This window comes from Pseudoalteromonas sp. RB2-MNA-CIBAN-0110, from assembly GCF_040309305.1.
GTDB lineage: Bacteria > Pseudomonadota > Gammaproteobacteria > Enterobacterales > Alteromonadaceae > Pseudoalteromonas > Pseudoalteromonas arctica.
In genome coordinates this window covers 20,645-40,585 of the sequence record NZ_JBEOOQ010000046.1, presented here as the reverse complement: position 1 = coordinate 40,585, position 19,941 = coordinate 20,645, and the positions used below count along the sequence as shown (strand labels likewise).

At 37.0% G+C, this 19,941-nt stretch carries 14 protein-coding genes; 7 read left to right on the top strand and 7 right to left on the bottom strand.

From position 1 onward, the window contains the following. Window positions 1-425: 425 nt before the first annotated feature. From AAEY68_RS18230 to AAEY68_RS18205, 6 genes are all read right to left on the bottom strand, one after another. On the bottom strand, window positions 426-1,883 hold the full coding sequence (locus AAEY68_RS18230) for a hypothetical protein (RefSeq protein WP_350586632.1): 1,458 nt from the start codon (window positions 1,881-1,883) through the stop codon (window positions 426-428). 283 nt (window positions 1,884-2,166) lie between these two features. After that, window positions 2,167-3,333 carry a site-specific integrase gene (locus tag AAEY68_RS18225; protein WP_350586631.1) on the bottom strand — a complete coding sequence of 389 codons (1,167 nt, stop codon included), beginning with the start codon at window positions 3,331-3,333 and terminating at the stop codon, window positions 2,167-2,169. A gap of 366 nt (window positions 3,334-3,699) precedes the next feature. Then, window positions 3,700-4,173, bottom strand: coding sequence for a VOC family protein (locus tag AAEY68_RS18220; protein WP_024593319.1), 474 nt, complete (start codon window positions 4,171-4,173; stop codon window positions 3,700-3,702). Window positions 4,174-4,273: 100 nt separating this feature from the next. Then, on the bottom strand, window positions 4,274-4,744 hold the full coding sequence (locus AAEY68_RS18215; RefSeq protein WP_350586630.1) for a GFA family protein: 471 nt from the start codon (window positions 4,742-4,744) through the stop codon (window positions 4,274-4,276). Window positions 4,745-4,847: 103 nt separating this feature from the next. Beyond that, window positions 4,848-6,920 carry a catalase gene (locus tag AAEY68_RS18210; protein ID WP_350586629.1) on the bottom strand — a complete coding sequence of 691 codons (2,073 nt, stop codon included), beginning with the start codon at window positions 6,918-6,920 and terminating at the stop codon, window positions 4,848-4,850. 242 nt (window positions 6,921-7,162) lie between these two features. Next, window positions 7,163-7,996, bottom strand: a complete 834-nt coding sequence (locus tag AAEY68_RS18205; RefSeq protein ID WP_010553100.1) for a mechanosensitive ion channel family protein — start codon at window positions 7,994-7,996, stop codon at window positions 7,163-7,165. 370 nt (window positions 7,997-8,366) lie between these two features. Between AAEY68_RS18205 and AAEY68_RS18200 the strand changes: the two genes are divergently transcribed. From AAEY68_RS18200 to AAEY68_RS18170, 7 genes are all read left to right on the top strand, one after another. Further along, window positions 8,367-8,753 (top strand): hypothetical protein, encoded by a 387-nt coding sequence (locus AAEY68_RS18200; protein WP_350586628.1) that lies wholly within the window; start codon window positions 8,367-8,369, stop codon window positions 8,751-8,753. Window positions 8,754-9,083: 330 nt separating this feature from the next. After that, entirely contained in the window at window positions 9,084-10,952 is a 1,869-nt protein-coding gene (gss, locus tag AAEY68_RS18195; protein WP_350586627.1) for a bifunctional glutathionylspermidine amidase/synthase, read from the top strand. Between the two features lie 136 nt (window positions 10,953-11,088). Beyond that, window positions 11,089-11,457: a DUF2237 family protein gene (locus tag AAEY68_RS18190; protein WP_350586626.1), complete on the top strand. Its 369-nt coding sequence runs from the start codon at window positions 11,089-11,091 to the stop codon at window positions 11,455-11,457. Between the two features lie 236 nt (window positions 11,458-11,693). Next, window positions 11,694-12,218 (top strand): DNA starvation/stationary phase protection protein Dps, encoded by a 525-nt coding sequence (gene dps, locus AAEY68_RS18185; RefSeq protein ID WP_010553097.1) that lies wholly within the window; start codon window positions 11,694-11,696, stop codon window positions 12,216-12,218. A 624-nt stretch (window positions 12,219-12,842) separates the two neighbouring features. Then, a complete protein-coding gene (locus AAEY68_RS18180) occupies window positions 12,843-15,782 on the top strand; it encodes a TonB-dependent receptor (protein ID WP_169059817.1) in 2,940 nt (979 codons plus the stop codon). A 311-nt stretch (window positions 15,783-16,093) separates the two neighbouring features. After that, window positions 16,094-16,885, top strand: a complete 792-nt coding sequence (locus tag AAEY68_RS18175; protein ID WP_033026419.1) for a hypothetical protein — start codon at window positions 16,094-16,096, stop codon at window positions 16,883-16,885. A 268-nt stretch (window positions 16,886-17,153) separates the two neighbouring features. Further along, entirely contained in the window at window positions 17,154-18,893 is a 1,740-nt protein-coding gene (locus AAEY68_RS18170; RefSeq protein ID WP_010553094.1) for a SulP family inorganic anion transporter, read from the top strand. 53 nt (window positions 18,894-18,946) lie between these two features. Here AAEY68_RS18170 and AAEY68_RS18165 read toward each other — a convergent pair whose 3' ends face one another. Beyond that, window positions 18,947-19,624 (bottom strand): glutathione S-transferase family protein, encoded by a 678-nt coding sequence (locus AAEY68_RS18165; RefSeq protein WP_024590248.1) that lies wholly within the window; start codon window positions 19,622-19,624, stop codon window positions 18,947-18,949. Between the last annotated feature and the right edge of the window lie 317 nt (window positions 19,625-19,941).

The window sequence follows — 19,941 nt, the reverse complement described above, 5'->3', positions numbered from 1 at the left end:
ATAAGAGCAAATGAAATTCGGTGTCAACCGGCCACGATAATTGACGCGGAACCGGCCAAGTTAATTGACGCTAGATACCTAACTTATTACCCAATAAAGCCCTAAGTCATTACCTTTTAAAAGCCCTAAGTCATTACCCTAATAAGATCACACTAAAAGACTAACTCATATTATTAACAAAGATCCTTTAACAAAGAGTAAAATTGAGATTTATTTTTATTAAAAAAACATTTTGAAGAGCAGGGGGAGCAAGCTCCCTTTTCTGGTTTGGCGATTTGAGCTTACGAAATGAGTTATAAAATAATAAATAAAGCTAATCTATCTTATTACTACTTTTAAGGTATTACTTACAATTATCTTACTATTTAGATGAACGTTTAAATAAAGTGGCTTTAAAACAGTTTTAAAAGACTTTCTATCTATACTTAATTAAACATTCCTAGTTTTGTTCCAATCCCAACTAATTTTTCTTTTATCGTTTTCTTTTTTGGAGTATTTAAAATCAACTTTGATTTTTCTATATCTAATTCTTGTTGAGTCTTAAACTCGTTTGTATCGTGTCTTTTTTGGATCTTGACCGCTAACTCATCAGCTTTGACTTTCTCACGCTCTACGTGCTTTTTAAGCTCTTTGGGGTTAAGTTCTCTATAACTTTCAACTAATTCTTCGTTAAACTCTTTTATTAATTTTGTTTCAGTATCGACTAATTCCATAGGTCCAATATGTTTCGCTTTTCCCCTAGCGATTATCTTATCAACAAAAGATTTTATTAAATCAGATTCTAAAATATTGTTGAAATAATTTGTTAGCTCATTAGATTTCTTATCTATGATTTTCTCTTTTTTATTTAAAGTTTTCTCTTTGGCTATATTATTTTTATTGTGAGCTTTTAACTTATTGATTGTTGATTTTTTTTGTTGTGTGAATTTATCAGATTTTTCTTTTTGTTCTTTTTCAATTCTCGCTTTAGAGTCAAGCAAACGCTGTTTTGCTGCTTTTTCTTTTTCAGCTAATGCTTGTTCTTCAATCTCTCGTTTTTTAGCTAATGCCGCACTTCTAGGGATCGTTTCACCACCATATTTTTTAGTTTTTAAATGCTCATTATCATCAGAATATGCAAGATCATTCTCTTGCCTGGCAATTTCAGGAATATACTTGTAAGACTCCAAATCTAATGTTTCTTTTACCCCTAATTTAAAAGCTTGTTTTAGGTCGTGTAAGGCTTGTTTTTGAGTCAATGCTTTAATAACTTCCCCATTCATAACATTAGACATGGTGATATTTAAATGACTCCCAGAGGTCGCCCCAGCGATAAAAGGTTTATTTCTATCGTCATGTACGACAGCGGTAGATAATTTTAAAACTTGATCAATATCTAAACGCTCTTTAAATCGCTCCGTATTTAAATGATATTCTTTTAATTGTCTTTTGCTCATTTCTTCAATTTCTAATGGCGTAATATCGTTATGGTTGGCTTGTTTGTTCTCCATCGACTCATTGAAACGCTCAACAAAATTATTTAATGTTTTTTCGTGAATATCTCGCCATTGTTCAACGGTTGGATGTACTAAATCAGCAGGTAAGCCAAGAACAAAAGAACTTGCTACGTTAGATACTCCACCGCCTCTAATGCTATTTTCAGCTCTTAAAGATGCTCTTTTATCAACTTGCATTAATATGTTTTTATAAGTCTCTCTTGCATTCCCTAAGTCCGTTATTTCAGTGTAATAGTGGTTCTTGTGTGAGTTATCTAATAAATAATTAATATTACTTTCTAAAGTTTTATTTTTTTTAATTTTTCCATTTTTTCCAACTCGACCTTTTGATTTTGCTTTTTTTTCTTTCAAAGTTTTTTGTTGAATAGTAACAATCCAATCTTTCATAAACGAAATTCTCCATAAATATAATAATGCTAATTACAGAGATCCATATATCTAAAAATTGTCAATTAAATGCCCATCAATGAGGTAGTGATATGCTTAAAGCAAGTTAGGGTCATTACTACGTAAATGAACATTTCGCTACGCTTATTCCCTCTCTTGTCAAAGTTGCTACGCCTTTGAAATCTGTTAAAAACAAGGTCAAAAGATTAAGATCAAAAGCATAAGTAATTTACTTAATCATAAAATTGCCATTTTAAAATTATGTAATTTACATATTAAGAAACTAAAAAATAACTTCTGATTTTTTACCCGTCAATTTGTCGATGTTTTCCTGTTTCCCGATTGTGTGATGATCATAAAATCTTTGGATCATCTCTACTGAATTACCTACATATTTAGCAACTACATAAACATCAACTCCATCTTGAAGTTTTGTTGTAATGTAGAAATGACGACAAGAATATAATGTGTAATGATTTTTAATAATGTTATTAGTTTGTAGATGTTTAATAAAAAGCCCAAAGACTCTAATATAACAAGGGATTTTACCAAATGACGCTTCAAGAATTGGTTTATTAATATTAGTAAAGTTCTTAATGTTAATATCTTTTTCTGGATTTTGAATACAAGCTATTTCAAATATAGCGTTATATGCTTTTTTACTTAATGCTATTTTTCTTGATCGTGAATATCCTTTGGTTTTACCCTTTGTAATTGTTACAAAGTGATTTAAGCCATCTTTTTCAATATCGCTAAACATTAAGCTTTTAACTTCTTCGCCAGCTCTCACACCTGTTTCACAAAGAATGATAAAGTAATAATATAAAGTTTGACGATACTCTTTAGTTTTAAAATTTGGTTTTCCTAAATTATGAAAGTCTTGGAGTTCTTTCATTATTTTTTGATGATCGGTAGTTGTAAAAGCTTCACGATTTTCAACTTTATTATTTTCAACTTTTGGCAAAGTTGGTATTTCTGATTTTTTCATATGCTCCTCTTCTTCTAAAAATTGAAATAACTTTTTAAAGCAAGTGTTATTAATTCTTTTTCTTGTCAGCGATAGATTTAAACTTTCAAAATATAATCTAATATTTTTTGATGTTAGATCTTTAATCGTTTTATTTTTGAAATAAGGAGTTATAAAATTATTAATAACTAAACGATAATCATTATATATCGTTTTTTGAACTTTAATATTATCTAGCTCTTTTATCACTTCTTTAAAAGCCTGATTGATAGTTAATTCTTTCGTTGCAAGTATTGGTATACCTGCCAATTTTTTACTCTCCATATCAAACTTAAAGCGCCAAGCAAGACTTTTAGCTTCGCTAATATCTGATACTGATAAGCTTCTTCTAATTTCTTTTTTATCAATTCTTAATCTGACATAATAGCTTTTGGTATGTTTCTGGCGATAAATAGCCAGTCCTTTATCTAGATTTTCATACATAAAAATACCTAATGTTGTATAGAATGTTGTATAAGTATTATAGTATTGTATGCTATCTTATTGAAAATAAACAGGGTTGGTGTATGCGGGGTTAATTCAAAATCCCCTTCCGAAAGGAGTGCCGGTTCGAGTCCGGCCGCTGGTACCACTTTTTGAACCTCAGCTAATTATTGGCTGAGGTTTTTTTATGCCTAAAATTTAACTAGTAATTTATACCAATTCGCTTAATTAAGTGAGCTATTTTGAGGTAAGAAAACGGTTTCGATAACAAGGCAAAACCTAGATGAGCTGAAGCAAAAGCCACAGGCCTCCCATTAAAGCCATCAACATATCTTAGGAAGGGACAAAATCTAATAAGCACGCTAGTTATGCGTCTTGCTCTTGATTTGTTATATCGCCAATTCGATTATTTAACTCTTCGTCACTAACATCTTCTTTGTGTGTACCAATGATCCATATATGACCAAATGGGTCTTGTATCGTGCCGGTCCTATCACCATAAAATTGGTCATGTACGGGTCTTATTTCTGTTGCACCAAGCTCAATTGCTTTTTTAAATACGGTATCAACGTCTTCAACATAAAGCATAAGGCTTAGCGCAGTACCACCGAGTTCTTTAGGGCTTTTTAAATGATCCTCTGAACCAATATCTGAAAGCATAATATGCGAATCACCAATTATGATTTCTGCATGAGCTATTCCACCATCAGGTAAAGGCATTTGCATTACATGTTCTGCACTAAATGCATCACAATAAAAATCTATCGCTTTTTGTGCGTCATTCATAATTAAATAAGGTGTAACTGAATGAAACCCTTTTGGTATTGCTGGGACTGCCATAATATTCTCCTTTACTTACGCGGTGATTTTTAATATTTAATAAACTAAATATGCGTTTAATTGCCCCTAAATTTAAGCTTAGCTCATACAAAAAATTGCGTTACTTTTCGAGGTTTAAACGCTTATGCCAAGCAGCAATACTTTCATCAGGGTATTCTTCAAACTGCTTGTCACCTTCATTAATGGGCGCATTTACCCAATTTGCTTTACTACCAAGCATTAAATGAGTGCGCTCTGGCGGTATGGGTAACTCACTATCTATTGCACCTGCAAAGGGGTGAACTTGCTCAGGCCAACGTGCATCGTATAACCACAAGTTAGCACTACAATGCTTACAAAAATGACGCTCTGCAGGGCTGATTTTATCGCCTATTTTTGCATGATAAATAGTTATGTGTTCACGCCCTGTAACCTCAAGCGTGCTGTATTGCGCGTTTAAATTAATAATAAACCCGCCGCTCCCTGCGGTTTTACGGCATATAGAGCAGTAACATAAATTGTAAGGATAAGGGTGTTTTGAGTTGACCGTAAATACCACTTTGCCACAGTGACAAGCGCCATTAAGCTTCATAATATATCCAATTTTTATTGTTGGCTTGAACTAATACCTTAACTAGGTGAGCTAAAAAAAACCACAACAATTACATGCTGTGGTTTTTTAATTATTGAGCTTACTAACGTTTCCAATATCTTAAATTACGTAATGTATTTATAAATTTATCGCCTGAATGTGCCTCTAAATCTATCCAACCATTATCTGCTTTTCCATCAAGGCCTGCCGCTTTAAATAAAGGCTTAGCCTCTTGTGTGTAGCCTATAAATTTCATATGTGCGTACGCATCACTTACAAAGTCTTTAGCTTCTGCTATGGCAGCTAGTTTTTCGACTCCCTCTTCAGTGGTGAGTACAAGTACCGCATCGTATAAAATCGATGGACCACCATTAATAACCTGATCAGCTTTAAAGTGCTTACCTTTACTGCATTTAGCACCGCCAACTTGTGGGGCAATAATTTCAAAGTTTGCGCCTTCACTTTTAAGTGCATTGGTAACCGATTCAAAAATGTCTGCATTAAAGCCATCACTTACTAAAATACCTAATTTACGGCCTTTGAAGGTGTTGGGCGCATTTTTCAAAATACTTAACGCATCAGATACAGGTAAGTCTTTACGTGTTGGCATAGCAGCTTCAGCTGGGTCTGGCATTTCTTGCAAGCCAAGTCCTTCGGCAACTTTATTTGCGAGGGTTTCGTCAATATTTAACAAGTGCGATACCAAACGTTCTCGTATTGGTAAATGCTCAACTTTAGACAGCTCAAACACGTACGCAGATTGAATATGCGCCTGCTCTACCTCTGTTTGACTTAAATAAAATTGACGGGCTTGACTGTAATGATCGCTGAATGTTTCTGAGCGATAACGCAGTTTATCACCGCCGCTTACTTCAGGCTCGCTTGAGCTTTTAAAGCCATGTACTGGGCATTCGCGCGGGTTGTTTTCATCGCCGCTCCATGAGTTTGGCTCATAATTAACACGCCCTTTTGGATTGTGCATTGCCATGTGGCCATCTTGCTGAAAATGACGCATTGGACATTTAGGCGCATTGACCGGAATATGCGTAAAGTTAGGACCACCTAAACGCTTAGTTTGAGTATCTAAGTATGAAAAGTTACGACCTTGCAGTAGCGGGTCGGGTGTAAAGTCGAGCCCCGGTACAATGTTTTGAGTACAAAATGCTACTTGCTCTGTTTCTGCAAAAAAGTTGTCTACAACACGGTCAAGCACCATACGGCCAACAATTTGCACTGGTACTTGCTCTTCAGGTATAAGCTTAGTGGCATCGAATACATCAAATTCAAATTCATCAGCAAATTGCTGATCAAACACCTGTACACCTAGCTCCCACTCTGGGTAGTCGCCGTTGCCAATAGATTCCCACATATCTCTGCGATGAAAATCAGGGTCTGCGCCATTTAGCTTAAGTGCTTCGTTCCATACTACAGATTGCATGCCGCCTTTTGGTTTCCAATGAAATTTAACAAATTTCTCTTCACCTTTGGCATTAATAAATTTAAAGGTATGAACGCCAAAACCTTCCATAAAGCGTAAAGAGCGCGGAATAGCTCTATCAGACATTGCCCACATAACCATGTGCATTGACTCAGGCGATAAGCTCACAAAATCCCAAAAGTTATCATGTGCTGTTTGCGCTTGCGGAAAACCACGATCTGGCTCGGCTTTAGCTGAATGAACTAAATCTGGAAACTTCATCGCATCTTGAATAAAGAATACCGGTATATTGTTTCCTACTAAATCCCAGTTTCCTTCTTGGGTATAAAATTTTACCGCAAAACCACGTACATCACGTGCTAAATCTGGAGACCCTTTATTACCTGCAACTGTAGAGAAACGAGTAAATACTGGGGTTTTTTCACCTTTTCGCTGAAAAATATCTGCACAGGTTAAATCTTCAAGCGTGTCGTAAGTTTCAAAGTACCCATGTGCACCATAGCCTCGTGCATGCACTACTCGCTCAGGAATGCGTTCGTGATCAAAGTGAAAGATCTTCTCGCGCATTATGTGATCTTCTAATAATCCTGGGCCACGCTTTCCAGCACGTAATGAATTTTGATCGTCACTTACAGGGCAGCCCTGCGTGGTGGTCATGGTAGGGTGTTCATCCGACGCTTTTTGATGCAATTCACCGCCATGCCCTTTATTACCTGCGTATTTAAATGATTCAGCCATGTTTAGTCCTTCATACAGTTTGATTTAATGGGTCAATAGTTTTTATGAGCTTAAAAGCTAAAAGCGACTATGCAAATGCAAAATAAAGACCAGCCATCCAACCTAGTAAAAAAGGGCTGTACAGATAACAATGTAGTATTTGAAGTGGTTTATAAAAGAAAAGGTTACACAGGTATGTAACTTTTTCACACAAAAAAAGAGCACTTAAAAGTGCCCTTAGGTTTAAACCGTTTTAAATTTAGTTAATCTTTGCTTTCGTTAACTAAAATAACTTTACGATGTGGGAAAGGTATTTCGATGTTGTTTTCATCCAGTGCTTTTTTAATTAACTCTGGCACCGTATAAAGAATATCGAAGTAATGCTCGCCCTTACAAAAAGGTCTTACTAAAAAGTCTACTGAGCTGTTGTTAAGAGTTTCTACTTCAACAAAAGGAGCTGGATCTTTTAGTATGTGTGGGTGCGCTGCAAGTACGGCATCTATAACTTTACGTACAGCCGTTGTATCTTCACCGTAAGCAACACCAAAATGCATATCCACACCACGAATTGGATGATGTGAATGGTTTATAATTTGCGCGCCCCAAATTTGACTATTTGGAATAATAACCTGTTGGTTATCGAACGTTTGTAAAATAGTAGTAAACATATCTACTTCTGTTACTTTACCAAAACGCCCTGCGGCCTCAATAAAGTCATTCACTTTATAAGGTCTGAAAACAAGTAGCATAACGCCTGCGGCAAGGTTCGACATTGCACCTTGTAACGCCAAGCCTATAGCAAGTCCCGCAGCACCTAGCAAAGCAATAATAGAGGCCGTTTGTACACCAAAGCGATTTAACACAGCAATAATAACGAACGCTAATATGATGTAGCGAGCCATGCTGCCTAAAAAGCGAAAAAGCGTGTCATCAAGATGAGTGTATTTATGGCATAAGCCAATAATTAAATTGCGTACTTTGCCCGCTAACCATAAGCCCGCAAGCAAAATTGCAATCGCTAGTAATATGTTGGTTGCCCACGTAATTGCAGCGGGTAAATATTGATTAATATCAATGTTGTTTATTATGTCTTCCATTGTTTTTCCTGTTTTAAAAACTTTTAACTGACTTCAATCCATACTAAGCGCAATAGTTTAACAAAAAATTAACTAAAGTACGACTATAGGAGTAATTTAAAACATAAAGAAAGAGCGTTCCCTCAAAACATGTCATCGCTCACGTAAATCTTTCAACACATAATTTTGCTTTAACCTTTGGTCTACAGCTTAAATAATTCAACTTTAACTTGTTCATAAATAAAGCTAATACCCGAGATAAATCTCGGTTAACTCTCTTAATTTTCTAATTACTGCTGGCACTCATCTATAAATTTACCGATAATCTCACCTAAGCGCGCATATATTGGCGAGACAACACAATTGGATGAAATTAAAACAAAGGATTATTATGAAAAAGTACTCAATTTTACTTACAGCGGCAACACTTACTGTACTTGCTGGTTGTTCAACATCTATTGCAGTAAGAGACTTTGAACAAAACCCTATTCCACAAACATCAACAATTACCAACAGTGAAGCTGACGTAGAAAAAGGCATTCTAAAGGCATGTATTCAGCTTGGTTGGAAGTGTACGCCTATGAGTGAAGGTAAAATAAAAGGTGTACTGGATATTCGCACACACCAATTAACTATCGATATTGCGTATGACAAAACGGCATACTCAATCAACTATAAAGACTCTATTAACTTAAACTACAACGGCAAAAAAATTCACCGCCAATATGTTAATTGGGTATCAAACCTAATACGCCATATAGATGCTGAAATGATTTAGCGGCGCGTTAACCTGCTTTACATATTATAAAAATCACTAAATATGAATAATAAAAGTGGAGAAGTTACCTATAGCTTCTCCATTTTTTAGTTGAGATTTAAACAATAATAATCACTTCAAAAATATTAATAAATTTCAACCAGTTACAATTAAAAAAGCACCAAACCTAACACTATTAGTAAAAGTACTCTCCCGTATTTTCACTCTTTAATGAATGAGTGATTTTTTACTTATCCCCCTTCGTAAAAACATATTTTATATCTTGCTATAACGCAGTTTCGCTCATATAGTCAGCAAATTATCACACCTTTATTTTGAACATCTTTGTTTATGAAATCTTCTGCTCCTGCTAGTGATTTTGGTACCTTATTAGGTTATGCACCTGGTAATGTTGCTGTGTATTCATCTGATTATGATACGGCTGACGAAAGCATTTATCCTAATCGTAGCGCCTATCGTAGTTACCTTGATGGCATTTACATGGGCTATAAATGGCAATGCGTTGAATTTGCACGTCGATGGATGTATCTCAACCATAGCTATATTTTTGATGATATTGCTATGGCTTACGATATTTTTGAGCTGCGTTCAGTGCGCGATGTAAATAGCCAAAACAGATTGCCACTAAACGCGTTTAAAAATGGTGCTAAACATCACCCTCAAGTAGGTAGTTTACTTATTTGGGAGGAAGGCGGCGAGTTTGAAGAAACAGGCCATGTTGCTATCGTTGTTGAAGTGCACGAAGATAAAATACGCCTTGCTGAGCAAAATGTAGGACATCAAATATGGCCAACAAATCAAAACTGGTGCCGTGAACTAAAAGCAAAAGTAACTAAAGATGGCGACTATTGGATTGAGTGCTCTTACAGCGACGCCACTATTTTAGGCTGGATGACACAAACTGATGAAACAGAATATGCTGAGCCAACGTCTGAGCTAAACACTGATTTATTTATTATAGAAGCCCATAAAGCAGTAGATACAGGCCAAGCAAACAAGTCATGGTTAAATATTGCGAATGACGATGAAGCTGCCTACGTAGAAATGATGCAAGGCCATAAACTTACATCAGTAGCTGAGGATCAACATAATTACTTTGCGATATCTCAAACGGCGCAGCAAAGCATTGAGCATGCAACAAATGAGCTGCATGGCTTATTTATGCATGCAACCGACTATGTACTGCAGCACCCTGAGTTATTAAAAAAGTTTAATTTACCCGATGTTGTGATTAATAAAATTCGCCAATCGTGGGATAACCGCTTAAACCAATTAATTACCAGTCGGTTTGACTTTGCTTTAACAGCAGCAGGTTTAAAAGTTTACGAATACAATTGCGATTCGGCATCGTGTTACATGGAAAGCGGCAAAGTTCAGGGTAAATGGGCAAAACACTTTGGTGTTAAAACAGGTGTAGATGCAGGCCAAAATTTATTTAAAGATCTCGTAAAAGCATGGCGTAAAAGTGAAGTAAAAGGTCTTGTTCATATTCTGCAAGATGATGAACCAGAAGAGCATTACCACGCATTATTTATGAAAGAAGCCATTGAAGCCGCGGGCTTTGAGTGTAAGTTAGTAATTGGCTTAAGCACACTTCGCTGGAATGAATCAGGCAACATAGTAGATGAAGACGGCTCACAGCTGAGCTATGTGTGGAAAACCTGGTCGTGGGAAACCGCACTTGATCAAATTCGTGAAGAATGTGAAGCCGACCAATCATTAGGTGATAACTTTGAACCACAATTCAAAATTGGTGAAACGCCACGCTTAGTCGATGTATTACTGCGTAAAAATGTCATGGTGTTTGAACCGCTGTGGACATTAATTCCTAGTAACAAGGCTATTTTACCAATACTGTGGAGTTTATTTCCTAATCATAAATATTTACTTAATACCGCGTTTGAGCTTAACGACGAGTTATTACAAACCGGTTATGTAGTTAAACCAATAGTAGGACGATGTGGCGCTAATATTCAACTTGTTGATGAAAAGCAGCAAGTTATAGAAAAAACAATGGGGCACTTTGCCGAGCAAGACCAAATATACCAACAACTATTTGCACTGCCTAAAGTAGATGACTACTTTGTACAAATATGTAGTTTTACAGCCGCCGGAAAATACTCTGGTGGTGGCGTACGTGTTGATAAAAGCATGATCATAAACGGCCATAGCGATTGTATGGCACTGCGTATTAAATAAATAATACTAAGCCCGCAATTTTGCTGCGGGCTTAAGTTTGTGTAGACCCCCTTCTCTCTTTTAAGTTTTATAGCTATCTCAAGCGAGTTACTCCTGATAGAGTAAATTTATTAAACACCACAAACTAAGGTATTTCATGGCGAATCAATTTAATGTACTTGGCACACGTTTAAAACTATGTTGCGGTAATGGTGGCTACACACGTGAAGGATTTTGTTATGTACCAGAATCAGATCTTGGCAATCACAGTGTGTGTGCAATTATGACTGACGAGTTTTTACAATTTTCAAAATCACAAGGTAACGACTTAATAAGCCCAAACCCTCTTTACGATTTTGAAGGTTTAAAAGCCGGTGATAAATGGTGCTTGTGTGCAGTAAGATGGCTTCATGCTATTTCAGCAAACGTTGCGCCACCAGTGGTACTTGAAGCTACAAATAAAAAATCATTAGAAATAGTGTCGCTCGATGTTTTAAAAGCGCACGAATATATAGCCAAAGTTTAAATACACTTAAGCGTTATTAAATTAAAGTCTGCAGATTTTACAAATGTATGCAGGCTTTTCAAAAATTCAATCCCCCCTCCAGCCTCTAAAATCTTAAATAAAAACATAACCACATGTTTTTAAATCACTTTTAAAAACAATCAGCTTACGGCATAACAGTTGCTTCATTAAGTTTAAGTCATGCTCATAACGCAACATATTATATGAGCAACACATTACTTAATGTAGGAGAAATTATGAGTAACAATAACGAATCAAACAAAACAACTAAATTTACCGCGCCAGGTATGAGTGACGAATCAGCTCAAAAAACAATAGCTACGCTAGATAACCGCATGGTTGCATTGATAGATTTACAGCTTACTTTAAAGCATATTCACTGGAACGTAGTGGGACCTAACTTTATTGGCGTACACGAAATGATAGACCCACAAGTAGACATTGTGCGCGAAATGACAGATACAATTGCAGAGCGAATTGCGACTCTTGGTGGAGTGCCCGTTGGTACGCCTAAATCAATTGTAGATCGTCGTACATGGAACGAATACTCAGTAGGTAAAGGGTTAGTAACCGAGCATTTAGCCGCACTTGATAAAGTATACAACGGCGTTAATGGCGATCACCGCAAAGCAATTGAGACTCTTTCTGAATTAGATCCGGTGTCTGAAGATATGATCACCAGCCAACTAGCTGACCTAGAGCAATTTCAGTGGTTTATTAGAGCCCATTTAGAATCATCTACAGGCGAGTTAAAAAGCTAATATATTTAATCTAAGAAAGCCCAGCATTAATATGCTGGGCTTTTTTTTGCGCAAAAATCACTCTATTTATAATCATATATAGATATGTATCAGTAAGCTCTAATACAAAATTCATATAAAAACAATAGAAAATTGGTATTACCAAAACAAATAACCAAAATAAAATTGAATGATTTTATACTCCTTACTATTTCGCAAATTTATAAGCCATAGCCAACCTTTAATGAACATCTCATTATTTTAACATCACTTAAAAAACAAACTAAATACGTATAAAAGTACGGCATAAAATTTAAAAACAGCACTAAAAAGTGTATTTAATAGTACAAATAATATAAAAAAACGCCTTTGGTAAACATACTTCAATAAAATTCACTCAAAATATAAAAAATAAAAATACACCATAAGCCATTAAATTTATTAAATATAAGCAAAATAAAAGAACACTTTGTAATACACCTTGTGAATTTTTGGTAAACAAAGGTTGTAATAAAAGCTGAATTGGACTAATTTCAACCACACCACCTGTATGACACGCTACAGGGAAACAGCAGTTAAATTGGTTAACCAAACCAAGTAACAACACACACAATGACGTAAGTCGTACCCAAACGGGAGAGATACATGAAACTCAATCAAATTACTTCAACATTAATTAATAAACATAAAAGAAGTAGCTCTACAACAATCAGTGCAGCAGCCCTTTTATTAATGGCTTCTTCTACTATTGCAGCGCAAGAGGCTCCGGCAGCTTCAGAAACGGCAGCTGCAGATATTGAAGTTATTGAAGTAAAAGGCATGCTAGGTAGTATGAAAGCCGCCGCTATGCTTAAGCGTACTGACGGACGTATTGTAGATGCGATTGTTGCTGAAGACATTGGTAAGTTACCTGATAATAATATTGCAGAAGCACTGCAACGTATTACTGGTGTATCTATTAATACCGATTTTGGTGTGGGTGACAGTGTTTCGATTCGTGGCTTACCTCAAAACCGTGTTGAATTAAACGGTCGCTCTACTATTGGCGACTCTCGTGACGGTATTAGCTTACAAGATTACCCATCAAGCTTCTTAAAAACAGTAGAAGTAGTTAAGTCTCCTACTGCCGATATGATTGAAGGTGCATTAGGCGGAACAGTTAGCTTAAAAACAGTTCGCCCATTAGAGTTAGATAAACTAACTGGTGCAGTTTCATTAGATGGTGAATATGCAGATAAAACAGAAAAAGTAGCACCTATTTTTAGTGGTTCACTTGGTAACAACTGGGACTTTGACGAAATGGGTACCTTTGGTGCCATTGCTATGTTTTCGTATCAAGATCGTGAAATTCGCCAAGATGAAACGTCTAGCCGTGTTAAACCTCAAGACATTGATATTAATGGCCAAGAAGGTAATACACCAAGTGGCAACGCTATCGTACGAGACGAGCACAGTGTTGAGCAATATGTAGAACAACGTAAACGTACTGCTGTAAATTTATCACTTCAGTGGGCACCACAATCTGGTAATGGCATGGTGTATCTAGATTTAAGTGGCACTAAACGCTCTGGTGAGCAAAGTGGTAACTCTATATTAGGTGTTGCGGGTTCACTATCAACAGATGCAAATACAACTCAAGATGCTAACGGCGTAAATAATTACACGCTAACAAACGAATTTGGTATCCCTAAAACATACAGTGACTTTCGTGAAACTGACTCGTTTTCGAATGCACTTGGTGCAGAGTGGAACCTTACTGACAGTATAAAAATCTCTGGTGAAATTGCAGTAGCATCATCAGAAAGCGTAAGACCTGATTCTGAATTTACACTTCGCCCAATCGAAAAATCAACATTTGAAGCAAGTGGCGGAACTCAGCTAACAAATCATTTATATGATGGTGCATTTTCTCAAGACGGTAATAAATTACCAAGCATCATTCATTCAGATCCAAATGCATTTACTGACCCACAAAACTTAGCACTACGTACGTTTAAAAGTGAAGATAGAAGAACAGACAATGACGAAACAGCTATTCGTTTTGACGTTGAAATGTTTGAACCTCTCAGCAGCTTAAGCTGGGTATCTAAAGTAAAAGCAGGTGTACGTGTTACTAACCGCGATTACGAATATGAGCAATACAAAGTAGAAATTAAAGACATTTACAAAAATGCATTTAACGACTCAGATGGTTCATTAGCTACTTTATGGGTTGATGACTACAACGCTGCTTTTTCAAATAGCTTCACAACAGTTAGCCACGACAACTCTTTTGACCAATTAGGTCATTCGGGACAAAATGACCTACTAACGTTTTTAAGCTACAACGGTTTATCTAACCCTGCAAATACTTACGCTCAACTTCAGCAGTTACTTGCAGGTACTAACCTAGCGTCAACAGGGAGTCTTTCAGATAACCAAGAGTTCCAAGAAAGCGCATACCGCAACGTAGTTGAAGATACAGCAGCTGTGTACATATCAGCGTACTTAGACTTTGATAACATCACTGCGATTGTGGGTGGTCGTTATGTGACTACAGATTTAGAATCAAGCGTATTTCTTAATGGCGAAAAAGTAACTGGCGACAATGACTACAGCGACTTTTTACCAAGCTTAAACGTTACGTATAACTACTCAGACGAAACATTATTCCGCTTTGCTGCTGCAAAAGTTATGCGCCGCGCTGACTTTAGCGAGCTAAGCCCTGCATTTGACGTTAATAATGACATTACAGGTGCAACGCAAGGCTCTATTGATTTAGAACCATACCGTGCAACGCAATACGACTTATCTGTAGAGCATTACTTTGATGAAGGTAACGTACTATCTTTCGCTGTATTTTATAAAGATGTTGAGTCTTTCTTAAGTAACGAAAGTAGCTGTGTAGCTGCATCAAGCACTTCAACAGGTCAAAACGTAACTCAGTGGAACCAAGTATGTCAGCTTGACGTTGCAGGTGTATCTCAAGACAACCTAGTTTACTCAGATGCGACTGACTACCCTGTAGATATAGATGGCTTTAACCATGTTGCAGGCTTGCGTGATGCAGGACTAACGGGTATTGATACAGTTAAAAATGTAAACGGTGAAAACGGTTCAGTACAAGGTTTTGAAGTTGGTTACCAACAGTTCTTCACAAGCTTACCTGGTGCATTTTCTGGCTTAGGTGTTAATGCAAACTACACGTATGCAGACAGCGAACAACCAAACGGCAACCCATTATTAGATATTTCTAAAAATACGTACAACTTACAAGTATTTTGGGAATACGAAGGGTTCTCTACTCGTATCGCTTATAACTACCGTGACAGTTTCTTAGATACTGAAAACGAGAAACGCGTAGAAAATATTAACTCAGACGGCAGCATTTCAGCAGAAGGCACTGTTTACGGTAATAACTACCGTGACGACAGAGGCCAGTTAGATTTCTCTGCAAGCTGGGATATTAACGAAAACGTGACCTTAGTAGGTAATGCGACCAACTTAACGGGTGAGCCTTCAATCTACCTATCTGAACTAGGTGGTGCTTGGAAGTACACTGAAGCGGATCGCCGTTACAGCTTTGGTATTCGCGCTAAATTTTAATTTTCCCTAGAAACTAAAGCCTGCTTTTATGCAGGCTTTTTTACGTCTATAAAAAAGTGACACTTGTGTTAAAACACAGCACAATTTTTATAACTGAATATTTATTTAAAGCAATAAAATTATCACTGAATAGTACTCCAAACTAAAATTTAGATAACGCGTAAACAATATCAACCTCCTGCACTTCACCTTTAGCGCACAAACTAAGCACCATAAAAATCCCACCAAAAATCAAGCAACCTTGCAGCCTGGTTATAAAGTGTCTAGTATTCTAAAACCGTACTCATAATTGGTACGAAAAAGGATTAACAATGTCTCTAAAATATATAACAACAATATCAATCACATTATCATTACTATTATTAACAGCATGCGGATCTGGGGGAAGTAAAACAAAAGTGGCTGTAAATACTGAAATAATAAAAACAACAGCAATCATTAATAACAGCCCTTTAAATGAATACAAAATAATTATCTATGGTAATAGCCATAGTTCACAGTTAGGGGGGTTGTTAAACACGATTATTACAGCTCAACTACCTAATACTTCAGTTAAAACGATGACTGTCAGTGGCCGATTTTTAGATGAAATAGTCGCAGTAGATACGAATGTCGATAAATTAAAAAGTGATAACTGGAGTCATGCTATTTTTCAAGGACAAAAGTACTCACAATCAGGTTCGACTGACTACCCTACAAGTGCAACGGAGCGATTAATCTCGAACGCAAAAGAGCATAAAATTACACCAATTTTATTTCCAGAGCATCCTCAAAAAGGAGATCCCGCAGAAGCAAAGCAGGTTTACGACCTCCATTTATCAATCAGTAAAAAACAACCTAGCTGCATAGCGCCTGTTGGCTTTGTATGGAATCGAGTATTAGAAATAATGCCTAGTATAAACCTTCATAGTGCCGACGGTAATCACGCATCCTATGCTGGCAATGTCCTTACAGCGATGACCTTTTATCAAATCATTACCTCGGAATTAACAGACACAATGCCATTTATTCCTGCTATAGATTTAACACAGCAAGAACAAGCTTTATTTGGACAAGTAGTAACAGAAGTACTTGAGTTATATCCAGCATGTGGTGCTAAATAATCTTAAAAAATTAAAAACTAGATTTTAGATTTGGTTACTTCCAGAGGCGTTCAATATCAGTAGATTAATACCATGCACATAATCTGACTAAAAAGACAAACGCCTCAGGAGCATTAACTTTTATAATTAACTTTTCTGCCAAATTATAAATTTAATATCTTGATAAATAATCACCTGCAATTTATTAAAATAACCCCCCTCCTAGCTATACTTATTTGAATATTAAATTTACTATCAAAACGTTGTAACTATTAGCAAGGATACTGAAGTGCTGTCGCGTTTATATAATTTTATGCCGGGTTTAGATACATTGCTGCACTACGAGCGACAATGGTTTGCTGATGATGTAAGAGCGGCGCTATCGGTAGCTGCGGTAGCTTTACCTGTTGCCATTGCTTACGCACAACTAACCGGTGTTAACGCCGCCGTAGGGTTATATTCTTGCATACTGCCAATGATGCTATATGCTCTTTTTGGCACTTCTAAGCAATTAATAGTCGGCCCTGATGCCGCCACCTGCGCCGTTATTGCAGCAGTAGTCACACCTCTTGCTGCAGGCGACAGCTTTAAGCATTGGCAACTTGTTGTCACAATGACCGCTATGACCGGCTTTTGGTGCTTTATAGCCAGTAAATTTAAGTTAGGTGTATTAGCCGACTTTTTATCTAAACCTATTTTAATGGGCTTACTAAACGGCGTGGCTATCACTATTATTGTGGGTCAATTTTCTAAAGTATTTGGTTTTACCTTTGACGAACGCTACCTACTTGAACGCCTAGGTGGTGTACCCACATATCTAGCGCAAACACATGTTCCCACCTTACTAATGGCTTTGTTTACACTGGCGGTTTACTTTGCCATGAAGCGCATAAGGCCCACGTGGCCTGCGTCTATGTTCGCCATAGCTTTTGGTGCGCTTTTGGTATGGATTTTTGATTTAAAACAACTTGATATAAAAACCATTGGTACCGTAACTGGCGGGCTTCCCGTTTTTAATACCCCTGTTTTTGATTTAGGGATTATTCGTGAGTTAGTGGTACCCGCACTTAACTTAGCCATCGTGAGCTTTGTAAGTATGATGCTAACTGCCCGCAGCTTTGCCGCTAAAAATGGCTACGACATAGACGCCGATAAAGAATTTAGAGCGCTAGGTATTGCCAATATAGCGTCAGCTCTTTCGCAAGGTTTTGCAGTCAGTGGCGCCGACTCACGCACCGCTGTTAACGATGCAACGGGTGGTAAAACGCAGTTAGTATCAATAATAGCAGCGGCCATTATTGCGGTCATAGCCGTGTTTTTAACAGCCCCACTTGAATTTATTCCAAGCGCAGCGCTAGGTGTTGTACTTATTATTGCCTCTGTTCATTTACTCGATTTAAAAGCGGTTTGGCAATTAAAACGAAAAGATAAACAGGCATTTTATCTCGCCTCAGCCACCTTACTTGCGGTGTTATTTATTGGCGTTATACCAGGGATCACACTTGCTGTATTACTGGGGTTATTTCAATTTATTCGCACTGTTATGCGCCCAACTGACAATATACTCGGCGTAGATGTTAACGGTGTAGTAAGAAGTTTAGACGCCACAGATAAAGCAAAAGCAGTGCAAGGCGTGTTTATCTACCGCTTTAATTCACCTTTAACTTACTTTAATGCCAGCTACTTTAAACGCAGATTACTTGAGCAATACGCAAGGCAAAAAGACGACACCCACTGTGTAATAATTGATGCTGTGCCCTGCTTTACTCACTTGGATTTAAGCGTAATGGCAATGCTTGCCGATCTAGATGTTATATTTAAAAAGCGCGATATAAGGCTTGAGCTTGCAGGTAGAAAACGCCAACTACTTTCGTGGTTTGAAATTGCAGGAATGAAGTCGGGAAAAGAAGGTATATATATTCACTCAGACCTATATATCGCCCTAAAAAGAAATAGCGTAAGCCAGCACACAGAGGAAGTTAATTTATTCGTGGCAGATGAAAATAAAGAGGTGCTAACACAGCCATGAAATACTAAACAGCAGATCAGCTAGCTGATCTGCTGTTTAGAATTAAGTACTTTTTATACTTTAGGGTAATTTGAAGGGAAAAACGCTTTTTTAGCGTCTTCATCAAACTCTTTTTTAAAGGCTACATCAGTACCAATTACGCGTGCACGTGCAACCGCTGGGCGGCTATCAATGCTTTCAAACCAACGCTTAAGATTTGGATACGGTGCTAAGCCCTCTTCACCTAATACAACCGGTGCTTTATCAATCCAGCCCCATGCAGATACATCAGCAATGGTATACGTATCACCCACAATAAAGTCACGACCTTCAAGGTGAGTATCAAGTACTTCGTAATGGCGCTGCGCTTCACGTAAATAGCGATTAACCGCGTAATCAAGCCCTTCTGGCGCCATGTGTCTAAAGTGTACACTTTGCCCTGAATACGGACCTAAACCAGATGCGATAAACATTAACCATGACAGCATTTCAGCGCGGTCATCGCTCTTGCCTTCTAGCTTTCCATATTTTTCAGAAAGGTACATTAAAATAGCATTCGAATCGAACACACGAGTTTCACCATCAACAATTGCTGGCGCCTTAGCGTTTGGATTAATTGCTTTAAATTCAGGTGTATGCTGCTCACCTTTTAAAGTATCAAGAGGAACAAGTTCAAACGGTAAGCCTGTTTCTTCTAAAAAGAGTGCAACCTTCATTGGGTTAGGAGTATGGTGAAAATAAAATTTAATCATGTAAAGTTCCTCAATAATTGAGCAACGATTAAAGCACAACTTGAGCGGGTGTTCAAATTAAGTTTTAACTAAGCAAAATATACAGTTAAAACGTGATTTAATTGTGAGTATTGCGTGATACTTCAATCTTAAAAATCACTTATGCTAAAGAAAAAATAAACTTTTGTAAGAAGTAATACACTTAAAAATCAATTATATAAACAACAAACTAAAAGCATGGCAAGTATTAGTACTACTCATATTTGGCCCATTAAATAAAAAGCCGATATTGAGCAACGCTCAATATCGGCTTTATTAATCATTTAATTTTGTCTAAA

Bases quoted from the DNA above. Each gene is read 5' to 3' on its own strand.
- AAEY68_RS18230 (WP_350586632.1), bottom strand. From the start codon at position 1,883: ATGAAAGATTGGATTGTTACTATTCAACAAAAAACTTTGAAAGAAAAA.
- AAEY68_RS18225 (WP_350586631.1), bottom strand. From the start codon at position 3,333: ATGTATGAAAATCTAGATAAAGGACTGGCTATTTATCGCCAGAAACAT.
- AAEY68_RS18220 (WP_024593319.1), bottom strand. From the start codon at position 4,173: ATGGCAGTCCCAGCAATACCAAAAGGGTTTCATTCAGTTACACCTTAT.
- AAEY68_RS18215 (WP_350586630.1), bottom strand. From the start codon at position 4,744: ATGAAGCTTAATGGCGCTTGTCACTGTGGCAAAGTGGTATTTACGGTC.
- AAEY68_RS18210 (WP_350586629.1), bottom strand. From the start codon at position 6,920: ATGGCTGAATCATTTAAATACGCAGGTAATAAAGGGCATGGCGGTGAA.
- AAEY68_RS18205 (WP_010553100.1), bottom strand. From the start codon at position 7,996: ATGGAAGACATAATAAACAACATTGATATTAATCAATATTTACCCGCT.
- AAEY68_RS18200 (WP_350586628.1), top strand. From the start codon at position 8,367: ATGAAAAAGTACTCAATTTTACTTACAGCGGCAACACTTACTGTACTT.
- gss (WP_350586627.1), top strand. From the start codon at position 9,084: ATGAAATCTTCTGCTCCTGCTAGTGATTTTGGTACCTTATTAGGTTAT.
- AAEY68_RS18190 (WP_350586626.1), top strand. From the start codon at position 11,089: ATGGCGAATCAATTTAATGTACTTGGCACACGTTTAAAACTATGTTGC.
- dps (WP_010553097.1), top strand. From the start codon at position 11,694: ATGAGTAACAATAACGAATCAAACAAAACAACTAAATTTACCGCGCCA.
- AAEY68_RS18180 (WP_169059817.1), top strand. From the start codon at position 12,843: ATGAAACTCAATCAAATTACTTCAACATTAATTAATAAACATAAAAGA.
- AAEY68_RS18175 (WP_033026419.1), top strand. From the start codon at position 16,094: ATGTCTCTAAAATATATAACAACAATATCAATCACATTATCATTACTA.
- AAEY68_RS18165 (WP_024590248.1), bottom strand. From the start codon at position 19,624: ATGATTAAATTTTATTTTCACCATACTCCTAACCCAATGAAGGTTGCA.